The sequence below is a fragment of the Hymenobacter perfusus genome (genome assembly GCF_003944765.1).
GTDB lineage: Bacteria > Bacteroidota > Bacteroidia > Cytophagales > Hymenobacteraceae > Hymenobacter > Hymenobacter perfusus.
In genome coordinates this window covers 209058-233227 of sequence record NZ_RWIU01000002.1, presented here as the reverse complement: position 1 = coordinate 233227, position 24170 = coordinate 209058, and the positions used below count along the sequence as shown (strand labels likewise).

The 24170-nt window shown below is 62.3% G+C and carries 15 protein-coding genes, 1 tRNA gene and 1 pseudogene; 9 read left to right on the top strand and 8 right to left on the bottom strand.

The features are described from left to right. The first annotated feature begins 126 nt into the window (after positions 1–126). The 6 genes from EI293_RS07195 (at position 127) to EI293_RS07170 (ending at position 9862) form a co-directional block, all read left to right on the top strand. Positions 127–1530 carry an agarase gene (locus EI293_RS07195; RefSeq protein WP_125436476.1) on the top strand — a complete coding sequence of 468 codons (1404 nt, stop codon included), beginning with the start codon at positions 127–129 and terminating at the stop codon, positions 1528–1530. 44 nt (positions 1531–1574) lie between these two features. After that, a complete protein-coding gene (locus EI293_RS07190) occupies positions 1575–2648 on the top strand; it encodes an endo-1,4-beta-xylanase (protein WP_125436475.1) in 1074 nt (357 codons plus the stop codon). Between the two features lie 245 nt (positions 2649–2893). Next, on the top strand, positions 2894–5119 hold the full coding sequence (gene bglX, locus EI293_RS07185) for a beta-glucosidase BglX (protein WP_246010568.1): 2226 nt from the start codon (positions 2894–2896) through the stop codon (positions 5117–5119). Between the two features lie 8 nt (positions 5120–5127). Continuing rightward, positions 5128–6009, top strand: a complete 882-nt coding sequence (locus EI293_RS07180) for an SDR family oxidoreductase (protein ID WP_246010567.1) — start codon at positions 5128–5130, stop codon at positions 6007–6009. A gap of 160 nt (positions 6010–6169) precedes the next feature. Then, positions 6170–7336, top strand: coding sequence for a mannonate dehydratase (gene uxuA, locus EI293_RS07175; protein ID WP_125436473.1), 1167 nt, complete (start codon positions 6170–6172; stop codon positions 7334–7336). A 252-nt stretch (positions 7337–7588) separates the two neighbouring features. Continuing rightward, a complete protein-coding gene (locus tag EI293_RS07170) occupies positions 7589–9862 on the top strand; it encodes a heavy metal translocating P-type ATPase (protein ID WP_125436472.1) in 2274 nt (757 codons plus the stop codon). 180 nt (positions 9863–10042) lie between these two features. On the opposite strand, the gene EI293_RS07165 is transcribed toward EI293_RS07170, so the two are convergent. Then, a complete protein-coding gene (locus EI293_RS07165) occupies positions 10043–11068 on the bottom strand; it encodes an Atu2307/SP_0267 family LLM class monooxygenase (protein ID WP_125436471.1) in 1026 nt (341 codons plus the stop codon). A 276-nt stretch (positions 11069–11344) separates the two neighbouring features. Here EI293_RS07165 and EI293_RS07160 point away from each other — a divergent pair, with 276 nt between their 5' ends. Further along, complete coding sequence (locus EI293_RS07160; RefSeq protein WP_246010594.1) at positions 11345–13384, top strand: HelD family protein; 2040 nt, start codon at positions 11345–11347, stop codon at positions 13382–13384. 34 nt (positions 13385–13418) lie between these two features. Here the strand turns inward: EI293_RS07160 and EI293_RS07155 are convergent, their stop codons facing one another. The 7 genes and pseudogenes from EI293_RS07155 to EI293_RS07130 all read right to left on the bottom strand — a co-directional run bounded on the left by EI293_RS07155 (position 13419) and on the right by EI293_RS07130 (position 22149). Next, entirely contained in the window at positions 13419–14837 is a 1419-nt protein-coding gene (locus EI293_RS07155; protein WP_125436469.1) for a glycoside hydrolase family 125 protein, read from the bottom strand. A gap of 48 nt (positions 14838–14885) precedes the next feature. After that, entirely contained in the window at positions 14886–17183 is a 2298-nt protein-coding gene (locus EI293_RS07150; RefSeq protein ID WP_125436468.1) for a GH92 family glycosyl hydrolase, read from the bottom strand. A gap of 123 nt (positions 17184–17306) precedes the next feature. Next, positions 17307–17471 (bottom strand): annotated as a pseudogene (locus EI293_RS22605) (hypothetical protein); the annotation flags it as partial. A gap of 48 nt (positions 17472–17519) precedes the next feature. Further along, positions 17520–19865, bottom strand: a complete 2346-nt coding sequence (locus tag EI293_RS07145) for a glycoside hydrolase family 20 protein (RefSeq protein ID WP_125436467.1) — start codon at positions 19863–19865, stop codon at positions 17520–17522. Positions 19866–19974: 109 nt separating this feature from the next. Further along, complete coding sequence (locus tag EI293_RS07140; protein WP_125436466.1) at positions 19975–20703, bottom strand: copper homeostasis protein CutC; 729 nt, start codon at positions 20701–20703, stop codon at positions 19975–19977. Next, on the bottom strand, positions 20700–21722 hold the full coding sequence (locus EI293_RS07135) for a N(4)-(beta-N-acetylglucosaminyl)-L-asparaginase (RefSeq protein WP_125436465.1): 1023 nt from the start codon (positions 21720–21722) through the stop codon (positions 20700–20702). The genes EI293_RS07140 and EI293_RS07135 overlap by 4 nt, the downstream gene beginning before the upstream one ends. Before the next feature lie 353 nt (positions 21723–22075). Further along, a tRNA-Ile gene (locus tag EI293_RS07130) sits at positions 22076–22149 on the bottom strand. Between the two features lie 125 nt (positions 22150–22274). Between EI293_RS07130 and EI293_RS07125 the strand changes: the two genes are divergently transcribed. Further along, positions 22275–22913: an HAD family hydrolase gene (locus tag EI293_RS07125; RefSeq protein WP_125436464.1), complete on the top strand. Its 639-nt coding sequence runs from the start codon at positions 22275–22277 to the stop codon at positions 22911–22913. Then, positions 22897–24147 (top strand): site-2 protease family protein, encoded by a 1251-nt coding sequence (locus EI293_RS07120; protein WP_246010566.1) that lies wholly within the window; start codon positions 22897–22899, stop codon positions 24145–24147. The genes EI293_RS07125 and EI293_RS07120 overlap by 17 nt, the downstream gene beginning before the upstream one ends. Positions 24148–24170 lie beyond the last annotated feature (23 nt).

The following is a 24170-nucleotide window of genomic DNA, read 5'->3' as shown; positions in this document are numbered from 1 at the left end:
GAATATCTACACGACGCGGATGCCCCGGGCAACCCAGGGTTGAAACCCTGGGCTAGTCAGCGGCCGACTGCAACGCTACGTAGCCCAGGGCTTCAGCCCTGGGGCACCTGGGCGGCGCTTGGCCTGTTGTTCCTCGCCCACACCGCTCGCGCCCAGCAGCTCGACACCACCGAGTACACGCTGCGCGTGGACGCCAAAAAGACCATCAACAACTCCGCTATTGACGGCAAGGCCGGCTTTTCGGCTTACAAAAGCTACGCTACACGCTCCATTGCGCAACTGCCAGGTTTCCGGCCCGCCACCGTGAAGCTGAGCAAGTACGGCGGGCGTCTTGACAAGCGTAGCAAAGCCACCGGCTTCTTCCATGTGGAGAAGATCAACGGGCGCTGGTGGGCCATCGACCCCGCCGGCTACTACTTCCTGCACAACGCCCCCAACGACGTGCAACCCGGCCGCTCGGAACGCACGCAAAAGGCCCTGAAAGACAAGTTCCGCGACCCGGCCGGCTGGATGGCGGGCACCCGCAAATTCCTGCTCGAAAACGGCTTCAACGGCACCGGCGCGTGGTCGGCGACCAAGGAGATTCAGGCGGAAAACGCCCGCGCCGACAAGCCGCTGGCCTACACCGTGAACCTGGATTTCATGAGCAAGTACGGCGACAAGCGCGGCGGCACCTACGTGCAGCCCGGCCACAAAGGCTACCCCAACGACGTCATTTTCGTATTTGACCCCGGCTTTGAGGCGTTTGCCGAGGAGCACGCCAAACAGCTGGCGCAGTACCGCAACGACAAAAACCTGTTCGGCTACTTCTCCGACAACGAGATGCCACTGCTGCGCAAAAACCTGGACGGCTACCTCAAGCTGCCCCAGACTGAGCCCGGCTACCAGGCGGCCAAAAAGTGGGCCGACGCGCGCAACATCACCCTCGAAACCATCACCGACGAGCACCGCCAGCAGTTTCTGGCCTACGCCGCCGACCGCTATTTCAGCATCGTGGCCAAGGCCATGAAGAAGTACGACCCTAACCACATGTACCTCGGCTGCCGCTTCCACGGTGCCCAGCGCTACTACCCCGAGCTGATGCGCGTGGCCGGCCAGTACCTCGACGCCATCAGCATCAACTACTACAACAACTGGACGCCCGAGCCGCGCTGGGTGCGCGAGTGGGAGCAGACGGCCGGCAAGCCGTTCATCGTGACGGAGTGGTACGTGAAGGGCGAGGACGCGCCCGGCCTGGCCAATACCGCCGGCGCCGGCTGGGTGGTGCGCACCCAGGCCGACCGGGGCCTGTTCTACCAGAATTTCACGCTGGGCTTGCTGGAATCGAAGAATTGCGTGGGCTGGCACTGGTTCAAGTACCAGGACAACGACCCGACCATCGTGGGCGCTGAGCCCTCCAATACCAACGCCAACAAGGGCATCGTGGACAACTACCTGAACCCCTACACGCCGCTGTTGGATAAGATGCGCGAGCTGAACCAGCAGATGTACCCGCTGGCCGACTACTTCGACCAGCGGCAGCCGAAGTAGCCGCGCTACTGCCCTGCCCCACCTTCGTCCCCAACTCTCCCGCTATGAAATCCGCCCCGCTGCTCACCGCTTTCGGCCTTGCTTTTTTGACGCAATGCGGCGACAAGGAATCGGCCGCTGCGCCGGCTCCGGCCGCGCCTGTTGTACCGCCGGTGGCTAGCCTGAAGTCGGTGGCGCCGTTTCCGGTGGGGGCGGCCGTGAGCATCAACCTGCTGAAAACCCGCCCCGCCTACCGCCAGCTGATGGCCACCGAGTACAACAGCATCACGGCCGAAAACGCCATGAAATTTGGCGCGCTGCACCCGTCGGCTACTACCTACAACTGGGTGGATGCCGACTACCTCGTGGACTTCGCGCAGCAGAACAACATGCGCGTGCACGGCCACACGCTGCTCTGGTACAACTCGCTGCCCGGTTGGGTCACGAGCTTCCAGGGTGACTCGGCAGCTTGGGAAAACCTGATGAAAACGCACATTCAGACCGTGGTGACGCACTTTCGGGGCAAGGTGCAGGCCTGGGACGTGGTGAACGAGGCCATCGACGACAACGGCAACCTGCGCACCACCAACGTGTGGCGCCAGCACCTCGGCGACCAGTACATTGACCGCGCCTTTCAGTACGCCCACGCCGCCGACCCCGCCGCGCTGCTGTTCTACAACGACTACGGCCACGAGTACAGCACCGCCCGCCGCACCGGCATCCTGGCGCTGGTGAACGGCCTCAAAAGCCGCGGCGTGCCCATCCACGGCATCGGGCTGCAGATGCACACCAGCAGCAACATCACCGATGCGCGCATTGCCGAGGCCATTACCACGGCCGCCGCCACCGGCCTGCAGGTGCACGTAGCCGAGCTGGACATTTCGATGAACCCGAGCCGGTCGGCCAGCGCCACGTTTACGCCTGCGCTGGCAGCCGCCCAAAAGGTGAAGTACAAGGCCCTGGCCCAAACATTCAAGGCCCTGCCCGCTGCCCAGCGCTACGGCATCACCACCTGGAATGTAGCCGACGCCGATACTTGGAAGCGCAACGACTGCAGTTGCCCCGAATGGCCCCTCCCCTTCGACGACAACTACCAGCGCAAACCCGCCTACGACGGCCTCGTGGAAGGTTTGCAGTAAGCCAGCTCAAGCACTGAAGTCCGTCATGCTAACCATAAAAAAACGTCATCTCACAAAGTTCTCTTAATCACCCCGGCCAAAGGAAAGTGTAGCCGGATGTCGCCGAATTGCAAGCCAGTGTGTGGGAATGCTGCGTTTGTGGAATGGGGGGATGACAGCCGCGCTACGCTTCTCCTGCCGCCGGGTGCTATTGCTCGCTTACCGATTTCCAGTTCTTCCGAATGATTTCTTCCAATTCCAGATCCTTGCTTCTTGCTACGCTGCTGCTCACGGTTGCCCTCCCGGCAACGGCCCAGAAAACCAAGCCGCTTGATGCCGCCGCCATCGAGCAGCGCATCACGGGTTTGCTGCAGCAGATGACGCTGGAAGAGAAAGTCGGCCAGCTCAACCAGTACTCCGGCCGTGAGGTAACCGGCCCAGCCAGCAACCGCAAAACCGACCTACTCAACAGCATCCGCAGCGGGCAAGTGGGCTCCATGCTGAACGTGAAAGGCGTGGCCGACACCCGCGCCATTCAGGCCGAAGCGCTGAAATCTAGGCTGAAGATTCCGCTACTGTTCTCGCTCGACGTGATTCACGGTTACCAGACCGTTTTCCCGATTCCGCTGGGCGAGGCGGCTTCCTGGGATATGGCCGCCATCCGCGAATCGGCGCACGTGGCGGCTCGCGAGGCGTCGGCATCCGGCATCCACTGGACGTTTGCGCCGATGGTGGACGTGGGGCGCGACCCGCGCTGGGGCCGCGTGATGGAAGGCGCCGGCGAAGACACCTACCTCGGCTCCCAGATTGCGCGGGCCCGCGTGCTGGGCTTCCAGGGCGAAAAGCTGGGCGGCACCGATGCCATCATGGCCTGCGCCAAGCACTTCGCGGCCTACGGCGCCGCCCTGGCCGGCCGCGACTACAACGTGGTGGATATGAGTGAGCAGCAGCTCTGGGAAGTATACCTGCCGCCTTTCAAGGCCGCCGCCGATGCCGGCGTGGCCACCTTCATGAACTCCTTCAACACCCTGAACGGCGTGCCCGCCACCGGCAGCAGCTACCTGCAGCGCGACATCCTGAAAGGTCAGTGGAACTACCCAGGCTTTGTGGTGAGTGACTGGGGCAGCATCGCCGAGATGGTGCCCTGGGGCTACGCCCGCGACAAAGCCGACGCCGCCCAGAAAGCCCTGGCCGCCGGCTCCGACATGGACATGGAAAGCGACGCCTATCACACCACGCTGGCGCAGTTGGTGAAAGCTGGCCAGTCCGACGAAAAGCAGCTGGACGACGCCGTGCGCCGCATTCTGCGCAAGAAGTTCGAGCTGGGTTTGTTCGACGACCCCTACAAATTCTCGGACCTGAAGCGCGAAAAGAAAGTCCTCAACGACCCGCAGCACTGCGTGGCCGCCCGCGACGCAGCTCGCAAGTCCATTGTGCTGCTGGAAAACCGCAACAACACGCTGCCGCTGGCACAGCCGCGCAGCATTGCCGTCATTGGGCCGCTGGCCAAGGCCAAGCGCGACCTGGCCGGCAGTTGGATTGTGCTGGCCGACACCACCCAGATTACGTCCCTGCACGACGGCCTGACCAAACGGGCCGGCAAAAACACCCAAATCCGCTACGCCAAGGGCTGTGAGGTGGAAGGCAGCTCCCGCACCGGCTTTGCAGCCGCCATCGAAACCGCTAAAACCGCCGACGTGGTGGTGCTGGCCGTGGGCGAAACCTGGGACATGAGCGGCGAGGCCAAATCCCGCACCGATATCCATTTGCCCGGCGTGCAGGAAGAGCTGTTTCAGGCTCTGAAAGCTACCGGCAAGCCGATTGTGGTGGTCCTGATGGCCGGCCGGCCGCTCATCTTCAACGCCATTGCCGATCAGGCCGACGCCGTGCTCTACGGCTGGTTTCCGGGCTCGGAGGGCGGCGCGGCCCTGGCCGACGTGCTGTTCGGCGACTACAACCCCGGCGGCAAGCTGCCCAGCACGTTTCCGCGCAACATGGGCCAGATTCCGCTCAACTACCAGCAGTACAACACCGGCCGCCCCGTCATGAAGCCCGGCGACATCCGCTATAAATCAGCTTACATCGACGCGCCCAACACGCCGCGCTACGCCTTCGGCCACGGCCTGAGCTACACCACGTTCAAGTATGATGGCCTGAAAATCGACAAGGCCAGCCTGACAGCGGGGCAAAGCACACAGGTGCAGCTCACCGTCACGAACACCGGCAAAGTAGCGGGCGAGGAAGTGGTGCAGCTGTATCTGCGCGACCTGGTGGCTTCGGTGGCCCGGCCGCTCAAGGAGCTCAAGGATTTCCAGAAACTCAACCTCCGCCCCGGCGAAACCAAAACCGTCACGTTCACCCTCACGCCCGACAAGCTGGCCTTCTACAACCGCCAGCTGCAATGGGCCGCCGAGCCCGGCGAGTTCCAGGTAATGCTCGGTTCCGCCTCCGACGATATCCGCCTCGAAAGCCGGCTCACGCTCCTTCCCTAACGTATCCTATGACGCCTGTTTCTTCCGCGCCGGCCCCGGCTGCTGCGCCCGTATCCACTGCCCACCCCATGTCTGCGCTCAACCAGTTTTCCCTGCACGGCAAGGTTGTCGTCATCACCGGGGCCACCGGCGTACTGGGCGAGGCCCTGTCGTTGGCCGTGGCCGAAGCCGGGGCCCGCGTGGCCATTCTGGGCCGCGACGCTGGCCGGGCCGCCGAGCGGGTAGCCGCCATTGAGGCCGTGGGCGGAGAGGCCCTGTCGGTGCTGGCCGATGTGCTCGACAAAGGCCAGATGCAGGCCGCCTGCGACGAAATCATGCAGGTCTGGGGCCGCATCGATGGGCTGGTAAACGCGGCCGGCGGCAACCTGCCCGGCGCCACCATCGCCCCCGACCAGGACGTGTTCGACCTCAGCATCGAGGACACCCGTCGCGCCGTGGACCTCAACCTGTTTGGCACCGTGATACCCACCACCGTGTTTGGCCGCGTGATGGCCGAGCAGGGCAAGGGCTCGATTGTAAACGTATCAAGCCTGACTGCGCAGCGGCCGCTCACGCGGGTGCTGGGCTACACCATGGCCAAGAAAGCCGTGGAGGCCTACACCCAGTGGATGGCTGTGGAGCTGGGCCTGCGCTACGGCGGCGGCCTGCGCATGAACGCCATTGCGCCCGGCGTGTTCCTGACCGAGCAGAACCGCGCCCTCCTCGTGCAGCCCGACGGCACTCCCACCGACCGGGCCCGCAAGTTCATTGCCGCCACGCCCTACCAGCGCTTCGGCCAGCCCGAGGAGCTCACCGGCACGCTCATCTACCTGCTCAGCGACGCCTCCCGCTTCGTCACCGGCGAAACGGTGATGGTAGACGGCGGCTTCAATGCGTACAGCGGGGTGTAGCGGGTGGCATGAGTGCAAAACAGAACGTCATGCTGAGCCTGCCGAAGCATCTCGCGTGCTGGCGTTGCCATACTTACTGAGTAGCCAGAGGCAGAGATGCTTCGGCAAGCTCAGCATGACGGTCAAATAACCCCGACATCTCACTACCCAAATTCACACAATGCCCCTGATCCAAAGCTGGCGCTGGTACGGCCCCAACGACCCGGTTAGCCTCTCCGATATCCGCCAAGCCGGCGCTACCGATGTGGTGTCGGCCCTGCACCATGTGCCGAATGGCGAGGTATGGCCGGTGGCCGAAATCCGGCAGCGCCAGCAGGAAGTGGCCGCCGCGGGCCTGACCTGGAGCGTGGTGGAAAGCGTGCCGGTGCATGAGCACATCAAAACCCGCACCGGCGACTTTTCGCGCTACATCCGCAACTACCAGCAGACGCTACGCTACCTGGCTGAGTGCGGCATCCATACCGTCACCTACAACTTCATGCCGGTGCTCGACTGGACCCGCACCGACCTAGCCTACGAGGTGGAGGACGGCTCCCGTGCCCTGCGCTTCGAGCGCGCCGCCTTCGTGGCCTTCGATGCGCTGCTGCTCCAACGGCCCGGCGCCCGCGCCGAATATTCCGCGCAGGAGCTGGCCCAAGCCGAAGCCCGACTGACCAGCATGAGCGCCGACGAGAGGCAGCAGCTGCAGCGCAACATCATTGCCGGGCTGCCGGGCTCCGAGGCAAGCTTCACGCTCCAGCAGTTTCAGCAGGCCCTCGACGCCTACGCCGGCATAGATGCCGCTAGGCTGCGCGAGCATCTGGTGCTGTTTCTGCGCGAAATCGTACCGGTAGCGGAGGAAGTAGACGTCAACCTCGCCATTCACCCCGACGACCCGCCCTACCCCATCCTCGGGCTGCCCCGCGTGGTGAGCACCGCCGCCGACGTGCAGGCCCTGGCCGACGCCGTGCCATCGGTGCGCAACGGCCTGTGCTTCTGCACCGGCTCGTTCGGCGTGCGCCCCGACAACGACCTGCCCCGCATGGTGCAGCAGTTTGCCGAACGTATCCACTTCCTCCATCTGCGCAGCACCCAGCGCGACGCGGCTGGCAATTTCTACGAGGCCAACCACCTGGAAGGCGACGTGGATATGTACGCCGTGCTGCGGGAATTGGTGCTGCTGATGCGCCAGCGCCACACCAGCCTGCCCATGCGCCCCGACCACGGCCACCAGATGCTCGACGACCTCCACAAGCGCACCAATCCCGGCTACTCGGCCATCGGGCGGCTACGGGGGCTGGCTGAACTGCGCGGGCTGGAACTGGGCATTGCGCGCGGGCTGGCGTAGCTGATACACCACTGGCAGACACAACACGGCAGGTGTGTTTTCGATTGGGCTACCCAATCAGGAAGAAGCCCAGGGCCAACTGGAAGTAAGCTGCCAGCGGAGTTCTATACGCTCTTTTTAAGAGCCCCGGGAAGAATTATGCAACTCTCCGGAAAGATTTCGTACCAACTCCGGCCCTACTGGTTTGTTCCTTTGTGAGTGCGTTACCTAGGTCGGCATATTTACCGGCTACGCTCTGCGCCACCTGCTTGTATGGAACCCGCTACCAAGACCGAAACCCTCGATATCGAAGGCATGACCTGTGCCTCCTGTGCTTCCTTTGTGGAGAAGTCGCTGGCCCGAACGCCCGGCGTGCAGCGGGCTCTGGTGAATTTTGCCACCGAAAAAGCAACCATTGACTACTCGCCGGCCCAGACCAGTCCCGCCACGCTGAAACAGGCCGTGGTGCAGGCCGGCTACGGCGTTATCGAGCGAATTCCGGATACCAGCGCCGCCGACCGTCAGGCGGAACTTGATCAGCAAAAGGCACAGGCGTATGGGCAGCTGAAGCGCCGATTCTGGCTGGCGGCCGGGCTGAGCCTCCTCATTATGCCGCTGAGTATGCTCATGCTCTGGCCGGCCCTGATGGCGCGCGTGAATATGCCAGTGCTCAACTACCTGCTGCTGCTGCTCACGCTGCCGGTGCTGCTCTACAGCGGCCGCGAGTTCTACATCTCTGCCTGGAACGGCTTCCGGCACCGGGCCGCCAACATGGATACCCTTATTGCCGTGGGCACCGGTGCCGCCTTCCTGTACAGCCTGGCTGCCACAATAGCACCCGGTTTCTTTACCAGCCGGGGCCTGTCGCCCGAAGTATATTACGATACGACCGCCACCATCATTGCCCTGATTTTGCTGGGCAAGGTGCTGGAGATGCGCGCCAAAACGCAAACTTCCGCCGCTATCAAAGCCCTGATGGGCCTGCAGGCCCGGACGGCCCGCGTGGTGCGCCCCGGCGGCCAGGAAGTAGATGTGCCCATTGAACAGGTGCAGCCCGGTGACCTTGTGCTGGTGCGACCTGGCGAGAAAGTAGCCACCGATGGTATCATGGAGGAAGGCCACTCGGCAGTGGATGAAGCCATGCTGACGGGAGAAAGCCTGCCGGTGGAAAAACGAGCCGGCGACCCGGTATTCGGGGCCACGCTCAACAAAACCGGCTCTTTCCGCTTCCGCGTTACCCAAGTAGGCTCCGCTACCATGCTCGCCCGGATTGTGCAGCTGGTGGAAGACGCCCAGGGCAGCCGCGCCCCCATTCAGCGGCTGGCCGATAAGGTTAGTGCGGTTTTCGTGCCCACGGTGTTGGTTATTGCCATCCTCACGTTTGGGCTTTGGTTTGTACTGGCCCCGGCCGAGACGCGGCTACCGTTGGCGCTGGTCAATTTTGTGGCTGTACTCATCATTGCCTGCCCCTGTGCGCTGGGGCTGGCAACGCCCACGGCTATTATGGTGGGTACCGGTAAGGGGGCCGAATACGGGGTACTTATCCGCAATGCCGAGGCGCTGGAAAAAGCGCACCAAGTAACCACCGTACTGCTCGATAAAACCGGCACCATCACCCGGGGCGAGCCTACCGTTACGGATTTTGTGCCTGCCCCCGGCCAGGATGCCAGCCAGTTGCTGGCATTGGTAGCAGCCGTGGAACGACAAAGTGAGCACCCATTGGCCGAGGCCGTAGTGCGCTACGCCGAAGCCCGGCAGGTGACCCCGCTACCCGCCAGCGAATTTCGCGCCGTGGCCGGCCAGGGGGCCGCTGCCACGGTGCAGGGAGTGGCAGTGCTCATCGGTAACGGCCGGCTGTTTACGGAGGCTGGTATCACTCTCTCATCGGCTGTGCGCCAGCAGGCCGAGGCGCTATTGGCCCAGGCCAAAACCGTGCTTTACGTGGCCGTGGCGGGTAAGGCCGCCGGCCTGATTGGCGTGGCCGACACCGTGCGGGAAACTTCGGCAGCGGCTATCCGGCAGTTGCAGGCCATGGGGCTGGAAGTCATCCTGCTGACCGGCGACAACCCGCAAACCGCCGCCCAGGTAGCCAAACAGGTGGGCATCACGCGCTACTTTGCCGAGGTACTGCCCCCGGACAAGGCCGGCAAAGTACAGGCCCTGCAGGCGGAGGGGCGCGTCGTGGCTATGGTCGGCGACGGTATTAACGACGCGCCCGCCCTGGCCCGGGCCGACGTTGGGCTGGCTATGGGTGGCGGCACCGACGTAGCCATGGCTGCCGCCGGCATCACCCTCATGCGCTCCGATCTGCAGGGCGTTGTAACGGCTCTGCAGCTCTCCCGGCAGACGATTCGCATCATTCGCCAGAACCTGTTTTTTGCGTTTGTGTATAACACGCTGGGGATTCCCATTGCGGCAGGGCTGCTGTATCCTGTTTTCGGCTGGCTGCTTTCACCTATGCTGGCGGCCGGGGCCATGGCCCTCAGCTCCGTATCGGTACTGACCAATTCGCTACGGTTGCGCGGTTTCACCCCTCCAAAACACTAGCGTATAGCGCCGCTTCTTCTCTCACAGCCTTTCCAGGGAGTATTATCTTTCCCTGTTCAGGCCGGATCTAAAGCAGGCAGCCCAGCTGAGCACCGAAACCGGACTCAACTGGGCTGCCTGCTTTTATCCGGGCTTTTTTTCAGCAGCAAACCATCGAAACCCGCTAGCTTACAGGCAACGTTATTCCCCGCGCAACAGGGGGGCTACCCGGCGGCCAATCAGCTCGGTCGCCTGCAGAATTTTCTCGTGCGGCAGCACGGCTACGTCCATCTGAAACGTCACGCGGGAGATTCCGCCCAGCGCCTCGCTGTGGCGCAGAATCTTGGCGGCTACTTCCTCGGGGCTACCCACCAGCAGGGCACCGAGCGGACCGGCCTGCGCCGCTACATGCGCCCGCGTGGGAGCCATTCCGCCCCGCTCCCGGGCGCGCTGGCCGAAGGTCTGGATGTAGCCGGGCGCAAAATCATTCAGCGCTTCCTCGGTAGTAGGCGCCACGTAGCCCAGAGAGTGCAGGCCTACTTTCAGCTGCTCGGGCGCGTGCCCGGCCCGGCGGCCGGCCTCGCGGTAGAGGTCGAGCAGGGGCCGAAAGCGGTGAGTATCCCCCCCGATGATAGCCACCATCAGCGGCAGGCCCAGTGCCCCGGCCCGCACGAACGACTCGGGGGTGCCGCCCACACCCAGCCAGATGGGTAGCTGTGCCTGCGCCGGGCGCGGGTACACGCCCTGTCCCGTGAGGGCCGGCCGGAACCGGCCCTGCCACCGGATTTTCTCGGTGTCCCGGATGGCCAGCAGCAGTTCCAGCTTTTCGGCAAACAGCTCGTCGTAATCATTGAGACTGAAGCCGAAGAGCGGGAAGGCTTCGGTGGAAGAGCCCCGACCCACCACCATTTCGGCCCGGCCCTGCGAAATCAGGTCGAGCGTGGCAAACTCCTGAAACACGCGCACCGGATCGGCGGCCGACAGCACCGTGACGGCACTGGTGAGGCGGATACGCCGGGTGCGAGCCGCCGCCGCCGCCAGAATCACGGCCGTAGCCGAATCAAGGTACTCGGCGCGGTGGTGCTCGCCGATGCCAAATACGTCGAGGCCAACCTGATCGGCGCGTTCAATCCGTTCGAGTAGCAGGCGCATGGCCTCCGTGCCGCTCAGCAGGTCGCCGCCGTTCTGGAGCAGATGGGAGGCAAAGCTGTCAATTCCGACTTCCATGTAAGATAAATCAGTGGGTGAAAAAAGGGCTTCTGGCTAGCCTTTCGCAGAAGCCAGGCATCTGAGCTTCAACCGGGCAAAGCCGCCGCCGGTTGCCCCGCCGCCGGCAGATGCGCCGCTTCGCCACGATGATAACACCCTTTTTCAGGTCTTCCGCAGTCTGGTTTACCGGGCCTGCCTCGCAGCGCGCTACGCAACCGATAAAATATGCGTGATTCATCGGCAGCCCGGAATTTGATGGCACCTTTGTGGCCTGTTTTTCAGAATCAGCCCGTGATGAACGCAACCGAGCAAGAAGAGAGAGAATATCTGGAGGAAATCAAGGAGAAGCTCACGCTGGCCGTGCGCCGCGTGGATGACGCCGTAAAGCAGTTTTCCACGGAGCTGCGCCAGAAAAAGGAGTACATCCACGAGCACCAGTCGGGTATGGATGAGGCCGATATGGTGGCCGCCGACCAGTCCATCAACCGCATGGCACTCACGGGCGAAGGAGCAGTAGCCCGGAAGCGGCGCCTGCTCAAGCTGGTGCAGTCGCCCTACTTCGGCCGCCTCGATTTCGGGACGAAAAACCAGCCGGCCGTGCCGGTATACATCGGGGTGCATTCGTTTTTTGATGAGCAGCAGCGCCAGAACCTGGTATACGACTGGCGCGCGCCCATTTCCTCTTTGTTCTACGATTTCGAGCTGGGTGAGGCGTCGTACGCCACCCCCTCGGGCAAGGTGCAGGGCCATATCGACCTGAAGCGGCAGTACAAAATCCGGGACGGCCGCCTGGAGTTTCTGCTCGACAGCGACGTGAACATTCACGACGACGTGCTGCAGCAGGAGCTGGCCAAGTCCTCCGACGATAAGATGAAGAACATCGTCGCCACCATTCAGCGCGACCAGAACGCGGTAATCCGCAACGAGGAAGCCACGGTGATGGTGATTCAGGGCGTGGCCGGCTCGGGCAAAACCTCCATTGCGTTGCACCGCATTGCGTTTCTGCTCTACCGCTACCGCGAAACCATTGCCGCCAAGGACCTCCTCATTATCTCCCCCAACAAGGTCTTCGCCGACTACATTTCCAACGTGCTGCCCGAACTGGGCGAGGAGCACCTGCCGGAAATGGGCATGGAGGAGCTGGCTGCCGATCTGCTGGAAAACCGCTACCAGTTCCAAACGTTTTTCGACCAGGTGTCGGCTCTGCTGGAGCACCACGATGCGGCCTTCATTGAGCGCATCCGGTTCAAGTCATCGTTTGAGTTTCTGAGCCAGCTCAACCAGTACCTGCTGCACATTGAGAATACCTACTTCACCGTGACGGAGCTGCGGGTGGGCCGCACGGTGGTGCCCGCCGCTTTCATTCAGCAGAAGTTCCGAACCTACCACCGGGTGCCGCTGCTGAAACGGTTTGCGCTGGTGGCCAACGACGTGCGGGCCCACGTGCGCGACGCGGTGGGCCGCAAGCTCACGGGTCAGGAGAAAGGCACCATCGGGGAAGCCCTGCCCCGCATGTTCCGCCTGCACAACGTGCCGGAACTCTACCGCGACTTTTACCGCTGGCTGGGGCGGCCCGAGCTGCTGAAGTTCAACCAGGGCCAGCCGCTGGAGTACGCCGACGTATTCGCCCTGATTTACCTGCGCATCCGGCTGGAAGGCCTGCCTGGCTACGACCACGTGAAGCATCTGCTGATCGACGAAATGCAGGATTACACGCCGGTGCAATACGCCGTGCTGTCGCGCCTGTTCCACTGCCGTAAAACCATTCTCGGCGACGTCAGCCAGACGGTAAACCCGTACAGCGCGTCCTCGGCCGAAACCATTGAGCGGGTGTTTCCGCAGGCTGATGTGGTGCGGCTTTACCGCAGCTACCGCTCCACCATGGAAATTACCGCCTTTGCCCAGCGCATCACACCCAACCCGAACATTCTGCCGCTGGAACGGCACGGCCCGGAGCCTACGGTGGCGCGCTTCGGCAATAAAGCGGAGGAACTGCAGGGCATCCGGCAGCTACTAGCAGATTTTCCCGGCTCCGGCAGCCACTCGCTGGGCATTATCTGTAAAACGCTCCGGCAGGCGGAGCAGGTGTACGAAGCACTACAGGCACCCGGCGTGTATCTACTCACCGATGAGTCCACCAAGTTCAAGGAAGGCGTTATCATCACCACGGCCCACCTGGCCAAGGGGCTGGAGTTTGACGCCGTCATCGTGCCATTTGCCGCCGCCCGCAACTACAAAACGGAGGTCGACCGGAGCATGCTGTACGTGGCCTGCACCCGGGCCATGCACCAGCTCACGCTCACGTATTGCGGTGAGCCTACCGCCTTCATTTGAGCCTGATAAGTCCTGTCATTTTCTGTGGTGCAGGCTACCCCAGCAGCCGGGGCTTTTCCTGGTACACCTTCCAGAGAAACTCCCCAAAGAGCGTGTTGGCCCAGGCAAACCAGGCGCGCGTGAACTTGGTGGCGTCGTCCTTATGGAAGGATTCGTGCATGTAGCCGGTGCCGGCGTGCGTGGCGCGCAGGCTTTGCACACAGGCTCGGATTTCGTCGTCGTTCAGGCTGGTGAGTCCGCGCATGGTAATGGCAATGGGCCAGATCATATCCTGGCCTACGTGGGGGCCGCCAATGCCTTCGGCGGCCCGGCCCTTGAAGAAGAACGGGTTGTTTTCAGAGAGCAGAAACCGGCGCGTATTCTGGTAGATAGGGTCGGTGGCCGGCACCGCGCCCAGATACGGCAGGGCCAGCAGGCTGGGCACGTTGGCATCGTCCATCAGTACTTGGCTACCGAAGCCGTCCACTTCATAGGCGTAGAGTTTCCCGTGCTTCGGGTGGTCGACCACCGCGTACTGGCGCAGGGCGGCTTCTACCTCGTCGGCCAAAGTGGTGAGTTCCCGCGCCGTGGTGACGTCTCGGGTCAGCTGGGTCAGCATCTCACTGGCCTGGCGCAGGCTGGTTACGGCGAAGAAGTTGCTGGGCACCAGGAAAGAGTAGAGCGTGGCGTCGTCGCTGGGGCGAAAGGCCGAACAGATGAGGCCGACCGGGCGCACGGGGTAGCCGTAGCCGTTCATGGGCTGGGTATCGGTGGCGGTGGCGGTTTCGCGCTGAAACTTGTACGGCCCCAGGCTGGCTTTGCGCTGTTGCGCGCGGAAGGTGTGCAGCACCGCCTTCATGGCCTGCTGCCAGGCCGCATCAAACGGCGCGGTATCCCCGGTCGTTTTCCAGTAGTGGTAGGCCAGCCGAATGGGGTAGCAAAGCGAGTCGATTTCCCACTTCCGCTCGTGCACACCGGGCTGCATGGCCGTCAGGTCCGATTTCCACTCCCCCACCCGCGTATCGTCGCCGTAAAAGGCGTTGGCGTAGGGGTCTTTGAGGATACAGCGCGTTTGCCGGTTGATAACCCCGGCCACCAGCTGCCGCAGCGCCGCATCCTTCCGGATGAACTGCAGGTAGGGCCACACCTGCGCCGAGCTGTCGCGTAGCCACATGGCGTCAATGTCGCCGGTAATGACGTAGGTATCGGGGCGGCCTTCGCGCGTGGTGTGGGTAACGGTGGTATCCAGGGTGCTGGGAAAGCAGTTCTCAAACAGCCACCCCAGCTCTGGGTTGGGCACTTTTTGCTGAAACTCGCGAATGGCCGCTTCCACGGAACGGCTGCGAAACCGCCGCTTGGCTTCCGCAGGGCGCACTACCGGAAAGCCGGGAGCCGCGGCCAGCAGCGCGGCAGGTGGCAGCAACGCGCCGCCGGAAAGCAGCGTCAGGCCCTGGAGAAAGTGTCGGCGGTTCATAGGGGCAAGTGGGAAGTAGGGTGGAAGATGTTGGGTAGGCCAGGCAGATTACAGCACCGATTTCGGCCGGTCGGCGGGGGCCACGCCCCAGGTAGTGCTGGGGGTAGGGCCCATATCAAACGTGAGCGTACCGCCCTGCTGCAACTGCTGGTGCATGATGTAGGATTTGGAGTAGGCCCGCCCGTTGAGCCTAACGGCCTGGATGTATTTGTTGGCCGCGCTGTTGTTTTTGGCTTCGATAGTCAGCGTTTTACCGGCGCCCAGCTGGATAGTAGCGCGCGCCACGGCCGGGCTGCCGAACACGTACGCGCCGTTGGCCGGGTTGAGCGGGTAGAAGCCCAAAGTGGAAAAAACATGCCACGCCGACATCTGTCCCACATCCTCGTTGCCGATGATACCATCAGGCTTGGCCGTGTAGAAATTATCGGTGATAAACCGGACTTTTTCGGCGGTTTTCCAGGGCTGGCCCACGTAGTTGTAGAGGTAGGTAATATGGTGGCCGGGCTCGTTGCCGTGGGCGTACATCCCTATCAGGCCCGAAATATCGGGGGAGGCTTCTTCGCCCATGCTGCCCTTCACCAGAAACAAGGAGTCCAGCTTCTGGCTGAACCGCTGCTCCCCACCCAACAAACCAATCAGGCCCTCCACATCCTGGGGCACCAGCCAGGTGTACTGCCAGGCGTTGCCCTCCGTAAAGTCGCTTTTCATGTGCACCGATTTGAAGGGGTCGAAGGGTGCGCGCCACTCATTCCGGGCCACGCGGCCACGCATAAAGCCGGCTTTTTTGTCGAAGTAGTTGCGGTAGTTGTTGGCGCGCTGGCTGAAGTAGGCGTAGTCGTCCTTCTTGCCCATCTTTTTGGCCATCTGGGCAATGCACCAGTCGTCAATGGCGTACTCCAGGCCTTTCGACACGCTTTCCACCTCACTGTTGGCCGGAATGTAGCCCAGCTCCTTCACAGCTTTCAGCCCGAATTCGTCGCGCATGGCGGTGGCCTTTACGGCCTCGTAGGCCAGGGCCGCATCGAAGCCTTTGAAGCCTTTGAGGTAGGCATCGGCCACCACCGGCACCGCACTGTAGCCCACCATGCAGTTGGTTTCGTTGCCCATCAGGTGCCACACCGGCAGCTTGCCCTGCTGCTGGTAAATGGCCAGCATGGAGCTCACCATATCATTGACGCGCTCCGGCTGCAGAATAGTGAACAGCGGATGCGCCGCCCGGTAGGTGTCCCAGAGGGAGAAGGTAGTCAGGTTGGTGAAGCCCGGGTTGCGGTGTACCTGCTTATCGGTGCCCCGGTAGTCGCCGTTGTGGTCATTGAAAACCGAGGGCGCAATCATGGTGTGGTAAAGGGCCGTGTAGAAGGTTTTCAGCCGGGTTTCATCGGCTTGAATTTGCACTTTCCGCAGCTCTTTGTTCCAGGCAGCGTCGGCCTGCGCCACTACCTCATCGAAGTTCCAGTGCGGAATTTCGGCCCGGATATTGGCCAGCGCGCCGTCGGTGCTTACGGGCGAAATGCCCACTTTCAGCTGCACTTTTTCGCCGGCCCGCGTGGCGAAAGTCAGCACCCCTTTGATGCGGTTGCCGGTAGCGGCAGGCTTGGTGTTTCCCAGCGTATCGAGCACCTGCAGGCTGCTGAAATTGCGGATAGGTTTCGAGCATACCGCCGCGAAGTAGAGGCGCTGATCGGCAGCCCAGCCCCTGGAGTTGCGGTACCCGACAAGGGTGCTGTCGTTGAGCTGCTCAATGTGCGTATCCGTAGCCAAATCCCAGCCGATGCCCTGCTGCAGATCAAACACCAAATGTGCCGCATCGGACTGCGGAAACGTGTACCGGTGGAAGCCGACCCGCTCGGTGGCGGTCAGCTCGGCCCGGATGTCGTAGCGCTGCAGGCGCACGGCGTAGTAGCCGGGCCGGGCCTGCTCTTCTTTGTGCGAAAACATCGAAACCAGACCTCGCTCGGGGTTTTTCACCCGGCCTTCGGTCACGCGCACTGGCCCGGTGGTGGGCATCACCGTCACGTCGCCCAGGTCGCCGATACCGGTACCACTCAGGTGAGTGTGCGCAAACCCGACGATGGTGGAGTCGGAATAATGGTACCCGGAGCACCAGTCCCAGCCCTCCGTAATGTTGACCGGCCCCAACTGCACGCCGCCGAACGGCACGTTGGCCCCCAGAAATACGTGCCCGTGAAACCCCGTGCCGATGTACGGATCTACGTACCGGGTAAGGCTGGATTCCGGGCTTCTGGCGGCTTTCTTCCGGCTACTGGCATGAGGCGCAAAAGCAGTCGTCGCCCCGCAGACCAGGGCAGTGGCGGCCAGAATGAATCGGGTGGAAATACGCTGCATAGGATGGCTGACTGGAACGGTGGGAAAGGTAAATAGCATCGGGAATACTATAGAGACGCGAAGGGTCACGGCTACATCGTTCGGGGTTTCGGGGGCATCTTAGTCAGGCGCTGCGGGCACCAGCTACAGCCCCACCTTCCACCCTTCCACCGACACGTAGTTATCAGCGTTGAACACGGGCAAAATACGCTTTCGGGCAACGGATTTCAGCAGAGCTAAGCGGTTGAAGAAAGCTACCGGAGCGGCGGCCAGGTTGGTCAGCGCAACCTCAATCCCGCCCTGGCCCGAACGAGATGCTTCTTCATTGCAGAGAGCCCGGAAAACCCGCGCAAGGCCTTACCGTACCACAATTTCATCGGCAAACAGCCAGGTTTCGGGCTTAGCAGCGCCGGCCGCCTGGGCATTTTTGGCCGTGATGCGAACAAACCGAGCCTGCGTTTTTTTCAAGTCCGTCCGCACCTCACGGATGGTTGGTTTGGCCTGATCGACCAACGCCGGCACGGGGGCAGAATACATCGTTCGGTACTTCTTACCGTCTTCCGAAACAGCAACTTCCACACTGGCCGGGAGTCGGATTCCGGAGCCCGCCGCCTGGAGGAACGTGCTGCTGACCGTGTTAACGTCGGTGGTTTGTTTCAGGTCGACTATTGCCACCATGTCGGTGCCGTAGAAGCCCAGCCATTGCCCATCGGCGTGGTTGGTGGAGCCTTTCTGGCCATCCACCAGCGTGAAAGCGCCCGCGCCGCGGTAGTTCTTGTTGGGTTCGTTGGTCAGCGTCAGGGAAGTGGCAAAGGCCTTGTGCATCAGCAGCTCCCGGGTCGTGACTTTGCCCACCAGCTCACCCTGCTCGAAAGAAGCAGCTTTGATAACGGCGGCCCTCGGTACCGTGAACGGCTGGGTGTAGACCGGCGACGAAGCGGTGGGCGCGGAACTATCAAGCGTATAGACGATTTGCGGCCCGGCGGCGTCCGTTTGCAGCGTAACCAGAGTAGTGCGCCGGGCGGGGTCGAGGGTGAGCTGCTGCCGCACGTTGAAAGCACTGCGGGAATAGGTGGTGCCCCAGGCTTCGTAGCGGCGGTACTGCTGCTGCATGCGCTGCTGAAAATCGGGCCAGCTCCGTTGCCGGGCCGGGGTCCAGAGCACCTCCGCCAGCGCCGACATGCGGGGAAACGCCATGTACTCCACTTGCTGCGCGGTAGGAATATACTCGGTCCAGATGTTGGCTTGGCCGCCCAGAATGTACTGCTGCTCGGCGGCGGTCAGCTCCTTGGGCGTGGGCTCGAAGGCATACACCTTCGAGAGGGGCAGGTAGCCCCCGAACGACAACGGCTCCAGGCCGGCCTCGCCCTGGGCATGGTCGAAGTAGGCGTGCGAGCCGGGCGCCATCACCACGTTATGCTGCTGCCGGGCGGCCATAATACCGCCCTCCTGCCCGCGCCACGACATCACGGCCGCGTTAGGCGCCAGGCCGCCTTCCAGGATTTCATCCCAGCCAATGATTGACTTGCCCCGGGAGTTCACAAACTTCTCTATGCGCTGCACAAAATAGCTTTGCAGCTCGTGCTCATCCTTGAGGTTTTCTGCCTTCATGCGAGCCTGACATTTGGGGCACTCATGCCAGCGGGTCTTGGGTGCTTCATCCCCCCCGATATGCACGATTTTGCCCGGAAACAAGGACATCACCTCCGTCAGCACATCCTGTAGAAATTTGAACGTCTGCTCATTACCGGCGCAGAAAATGTCGTCGAATACGCCCCAGAGCCGCTCCACTTTAAAAGGCCCACCCGCGCAGGAAAACTCCGGGTAGGCGGCCAGCCCGGCCACGGCGTGGCCGGGCATCTCAATTTCCGGCACCACTGTGATGTAGCGGTCCTGGGCATATTTCACTACCTCCTTAATCTGCTCCTGGGTATAAAAGCCGCCGTAGCGGATGTTATCGAACTGGTGGGGCTGGTCGGTGTAATGCCCGATGAGTGTACCGTCGCGCCACCCTCCTACCGAGGTGAGTTTAGGATACTTTTTGATTTCGATGCGCCAGCCCTGGTCATCGGTCAGGTGCCAGTGGAAGGTATTCATTTTGTGCAGAGCCAGGTAGTCGATGTACTGCTTGACGAACTCCACCGGGAAGAAGTGGCGGCACACATCCAGGTGCATGCCGCGCCACTGGTAGCGGGGCTGGTCTGCCACCTCCAGGGCCGGCAGGCGCACGACCGTGGCTGCACGTTGCGCAGGTAGCAGCTGCCGGATGGTTTGCAGGCCCAGAAACACCCCCTGCGGCTTGCCGGCCACCAGCACCACCTGCGTAGGCTGCACGCTGAGCGTATATCCCTCCGGCCCCAGACTATCAGACGGTTGCCGCAAGGTGAGGTAAATGCCCCCGGGGCCCGGCTTGCCCGATGGGGCCGACGCTACCGGCGGCTGCACGCCGGCGGCGCGCTGCAGATCCTGGCTCAGCATCTCCCCGATGCGGCGCAGCTCCTCATTGTTGGGGTCGACGTAAATTTTGGTAGCCGACGTAACCGTAAAGCTCCCGCTGCCGGCCACAAGGTGCGCCGGCTGCGGAATGATGGATATGGTACTACGGTTCACGTTGGGCTGCTGGGCAAAAGCCGCCCCGGCCAATCCAATGCCGCCGCCCAGACCCAGCACTACCGCCAATGCCACCCGGATGTTCTTTTTCACAGAGAAAGTACGTTATGAAGAAAGGTGAACGGCTCCTGCTGTAGCCGGGAGGCCGCATGTAGTTTGCGCAAATCAGATTCCGGGTGTCCGGCGCGGAGTACGCGCAGGCTCAATCCAAAGGCGAGTTCAGGTGCGCGGCCAATTCCCGCACAATAGTCGCATCGGTTTCCCAACGCGGCGCGTCAAACTCCGTGGCTTTCGGCGCGGGCGCAGGAGCCAGCTGCCTTTTAGCGCTGGCGTGAAACTCGTAGGCCCCCGTATGTCGGGCTAACTCCCGGATGGCAGCGGGCGTCACTCCCGCGCCCGGCATGATGCTGATTCGCCCGGCCGCCTGCCGTACCAGGGCGGCCAGTTGCGGGCTTCCTTGCGGCGCGGTGGGCTGGCCTCCGGCAGTCAGAATCCGCTGGCAGCCCAGGCTGATGATTTCTTCCAAGCCCTGCGCTTGATCCGGGCACGCATCGAAAGCGCGATGAAACGTGACTGGTAACGGTCCGGCCGCCGCCAGCAGCCGCCGGCAAGCGGCCAGATCCACGCGGCCCACCTGGTTCAGGGCCCCGAGCACAACGCCTGCGCACCCTAACGTGCGGCACTGCCGGATGTCTGCTTCCATAATGGCTAGTTCCTCCGCGTCGTAGCAGAAGTTTCCGGGGCGCGGCCGGATCAGCACGAATACGGGAATGGTAAGCTGGCCCAGTACGTGCCGGATGGTACCGTACGAGGGAGTAGTGCCGCCCTGTTCCAGGTGCTGGCACAGCTCAATGCGGTGGGCCCCTCCGGCCTGCGCCGCCACGGCCGACTGCCCCGAGCCCGCGCAGATTTCCAGCACGCGCGCCCTCATTTCAGCAGGTAATCGGCCTGGATGAGCTGCTGCTGGTTGCTGGCGTCGCAGACGGCGTAGGTGAAACCTTTTTGCAGGGCAAAGGCACCGTGCTGGCCCTGAGCATTCACGGCAATAAAGCACACCTGAATGTCGCGGGCTTTGTCGCCCTTGATCTTGGCAATGCGTTCCACGGCAGCTTTACAGGCCACTTTCGGCGACATTCCCTGGCGCATCAATTCCACCACGGTGTGGGCTCCGGCAATCCGAATCACGTCCTCGCCCTGACCCGTAGCGGCCGCCGCGCCCACGGCATTATCCACAAACAGCCCCGAGCCAATCAGGGGCGAGTCGCCGAGACGGCCGCGCATCTTGAAGCCCATGCCGCTGGTGGTGCAGCTGCCGCTGAGGCGGCCCTGGGCATCCTGGGCCAGCATAGCAATGGTATCGTGGTTGTTGGCGCCGCCCACCGGGCCGGTTTTGCGGTTGCCGGAGTTTTCGATGTTAACCACAGGCTTGTACTGGCTGGTTTTGAGCCATTCGCGGTAGGCCTTTTCGGCATCGGGACTAAGTTTCTGGGGTTCCAGCGGAAAGCCCTGGGCCACGGCAAACTGCTGGGCACCCTCTCCCACCAACATTACGTGCGGGGTACGCTCCATCACGCGCCGGGCCACGCTAATGGGGTGCTTGATGCGCTCCAGGGCCGCCACGCTGCCGCAGTTGAACTGCTCGTCCATGATGCAGGCATCCAGCGTCACGATGCCCTCCCGGTCGGGGTTGCCACCCAGGCCCACGCAGCAGTTCTGCGAGGCTTCCGTCACCATCACGCCGGCCTCCACCGCGTCCAGGGCGCGGCCACCCTGGCTGAGCACTTTCCAGGCTCCCAGGTTAGCGGAAAGGCCGGTGTCCCAGGTCGAAATCACCAAGAGTTTGCTCGCTACCGGCAGCGGCGGCAGACTCAGGGCTTTTACAGAGGGACTGGCGGCCAGCGCGGCCAACCCCGCAGCCGAGGAGGCAAGAAACTTACGGCGGGTAGGCATACGGAAGGCAGGCAATATGGACTCCCCCAAAGAAACTGTTTTTCGGGTGATGTTTCACAGATTCTACGCGTGGTGTGACTTCCGGTCAGCCCGCCCCGCTACGCTTACGGCGCAGTTAGTACACTACTGAGCTGCCGCACTTACCGCTTGGTTATCCCGGGCTTTGCATGGGCGCCAGCCGGCCCGGGCATCTAGCGGTTTCGCGAATAGTGTAGAGACGCGACACTATTCGTTGACCACAGTTGGCACAACATTATTGTCTGTACAATAAAAACAATGTTCCGCTAGCTATGCCGTAAAAAAGCAAAAGCCGCATAGCACATTGAAAGTCAATGAACTATGCGGCTTACAAGTGGGCCCAACTGGAATCGAACCAGTGACCTGCTGATTATGAGTCAGCTGCTCTAACCGATTGAGCTATAGGCCCGATGCGTGGCCAGCTGCGGAAGCAGTTGGTTTCGGCAGCACAAACTTCGACTTTTACGGCGGATTTTGCAATTGCCCCGGTCAGGAAAAGCAACTTGCCTGTCCGATACCCAGCGACGCATCCTTATGTCTCAGCAACTACCCAACCTGCTTTTCGACTTCGGCGGGGTCATTATCAACATTGATTATAGCCTGACGCTGGCGGCCATGCGCCGGCACGGCGGTACTATCGAATTCACGCAGGCGGCGCAGGCGAAGCTATTCGACCAGATGGAAACCGGCCGGCTCAGCCCGGAAGCATTCCGCGCCGGTTTGCGCCAGCACTACCAGCTCACGGCCACTGATGAGGAGCTGGACGCAGCATGGAACGCTATGCTGCTGGATGTGCCAACCGAGCGGTTGGCCCTACTGGCCGACCTGCGCGCCCGAGGCCACCAAACGGCCCTGCTGTCGAATACCAACCAGATTCACATCGAGGAAATCAACCGGCGGCTAAAGAGGCAGTATGGATTGGAGCATGGTATTGCCGACTGCCTGGACCGGGTGTTTTACTCGCAGCAGGTGGGGTTACGCAAGCCGGGGGAGGAAATTTTCCGGCACGCCCTGCGGGAGATGAACTGGAAGGCCGAAGAAACGTTGTTTATTGAAGACAGCCCCCAGCACATTGAAACGGCCCGCCGGCTGGGGCTGCACACGCTTTTTTTGACGCCGCCTCTCATGCTGCAAGACGCTCTGCCCGCTGCCCTCCGTGCCTTCCCCAACTGATAATACCCCGCTGTTGCCCCTACCTGATACACAAGATTCCACTCACGATGCCGAAGCCGGGTTACGGGCAGCTCGGGCAGCTTTTCAGCGGTACGAACGCCCCCCGTGGCCCCGTTGGGCACGATATAGCCTGCATCTGCTGCTGTTTCTGGTTACGCTCCTGACGACTACGCTGGCCGGGGTGCAACTACGCACCGGTGGCCTCGATTTGCTGCCGGGCCAGTTGCTGTTGCAGCCGCTGGCACAGGTGTGGTCCGCGTTGCAGCCGGGTTTGGCGTATTCGCTGCCATTTCTGGGGGTGCTAACGGTACATGAGTTCGGGCACTATTTTACGGCCCGCTACAACCGCATCCGGGCTACGCTGCCGTATTTTATTCCGCTGCCTTTGGGTATTGGCACTTTCGGAGCCGTCATCCGCATCAAAGACCGGATTTTCTCCCGTCGTGAGTTTTTTGACGTGGGTTTAGCCGGGCCGCTGGCTGGCTTTGTGGTGGCGGTGGGAGTCTTAGCCTACGGTTTTTTACACCTGCCGCCGCTGGAGTATCTGTACGCTATCCATCCGGATTACCGGCCCTACGGAGCCGATTATGCGCAGTACGTGTATCAAGCGGTGTCGCCGGGCACTGCAGTATCCCTGGCGCAGCCGCTGCTTTTCCAGGGTATGGCGGCGCTGCTGGCCGACCCAACCAGACTGCCGCACCCGAACGAGTTGCTGCATTACCCGGTGCTGACGGCCGGGTTGCTGGCGCTGTTCTTCACGGCCCTGAACCTGCTGCCCATCGGGCAACTGGATGGCGGCCACATTGTGTACGGGCTGCTGGGGCCGCGCCGGGCCGCGCGGGTATCGGTGGTGCTGTTTGTTGCGTTCATCTTCTACGCAGGACTGGGACTGTTTTCTCTCCGCACCGATGCCGAAACCTGGCTCTACTGGGGCGCACCGTACGGGTTATACCTCTGGCTGGTGTTCCGGCGGGTGGTACCTACGGCCCGGCGGGCGTTGCTGTTGGGTGCGGCCGTCTGGCTGGGGCAGGTGGCCCTGACCTCGGCCGTACCGGGGCTGGAAGGCAACCCAGGCTGGCTGTTGTTTGGCCTGTTGCTGGCGCGCGTCATGGGTATTTTTCACCCGCCCGCACCCGATGAGCGCCCACTTTCCCGGGGCCGCAAAGTGCTGGGCTGGCTGATGCTGGTTATTTTTGTGCTGTGCTTCTCTCCCTCCCCTATCATATTTCGCTGAAGATTTTAGCCAGCTAGCCGATT

Excerpts from the sequence above, each read along its gene's own strand:
- EI293_RS07165 (WP_125436471.1), bottom strand. The coding sequence starts at position 11,068 with ATGGAAGTCGGAATTGACAGCTTTGCCTCCCATCTGCTCCAGAACGGC.
- EI293_RS07135 (WP_125436465.1), bottom strand. The coding sequence starts at position 21,722 with ATGCCTACCCGCCGTAAGTTTCTTGCCTCCTCGGCTGCGGGGTTGGCC.
- uxuA (WP_125436473.1), top strand. The coding sequence starts at position 6,170 with ATGCCCCTGATCCAAAGCTGGCGCTGGTACGGCCCCAACGACCCGGTT.
- EI293_RS07125 (WP_125436464.1), top strand. The coding sequence starts at position 22,275 with ATGTCTCAGCAACTACCCAACCTGCTTTTCGACTTCGGCGGGGTCATT.
- EI293_RS07160 (WP_246010594.1), top strand. The coding sequence starts at position 11,345 with ATGAACGCAACCGAGCAAGAAGAGAGAGAATATCTGGAGGAAATCAAG.
- EI293_RS07180 (WP_246010567.1), top strand. The coding sequence starts at position 5,128 with ATGACGCCTGTTTCTTCCGCGCCGGCCCCGGCTGCTGCGCCCGTATCC.
- EI293_RS07190 (WP_125436475.1), top strand. The coding sequence starts at position 1,575 with ATGAAATCCGCCCCGCTGCTCACCGCTTTCGGCCTTGCTTTTTTGACG.
- EI293_RS07155 (WP_125436469.1), bottom strand. The coding sequence starts at position 14,837 with ATGAACCGCCGACACTTTCTCCAGGGCCTGACGCTGCTTTCCGGCGGC.
- EI293_RS07140 (WP_125436466.1), bottom strand. The coding sequence starts at position 20,703 with ATGAGGGCGCGCGTGCTGGAAATCTGCGCGGGCTCGGGGCAGTCGGCC.
- EI293_RS07170 (WP_125436472.1), top strand. The coding sequence starts at position 7,589 with ATGGAACCCGCTACCAAGACCGAAACCCTCGATATCGAAGGCATGACC.
- EI293_RS07150 (WP_125436468.1), bottom strand. The coding sequence starts at position 17,183 with ATGCAGCGTATTTCCACCCGATTCATTCTGGCCGCCACTGCCCTGGTC.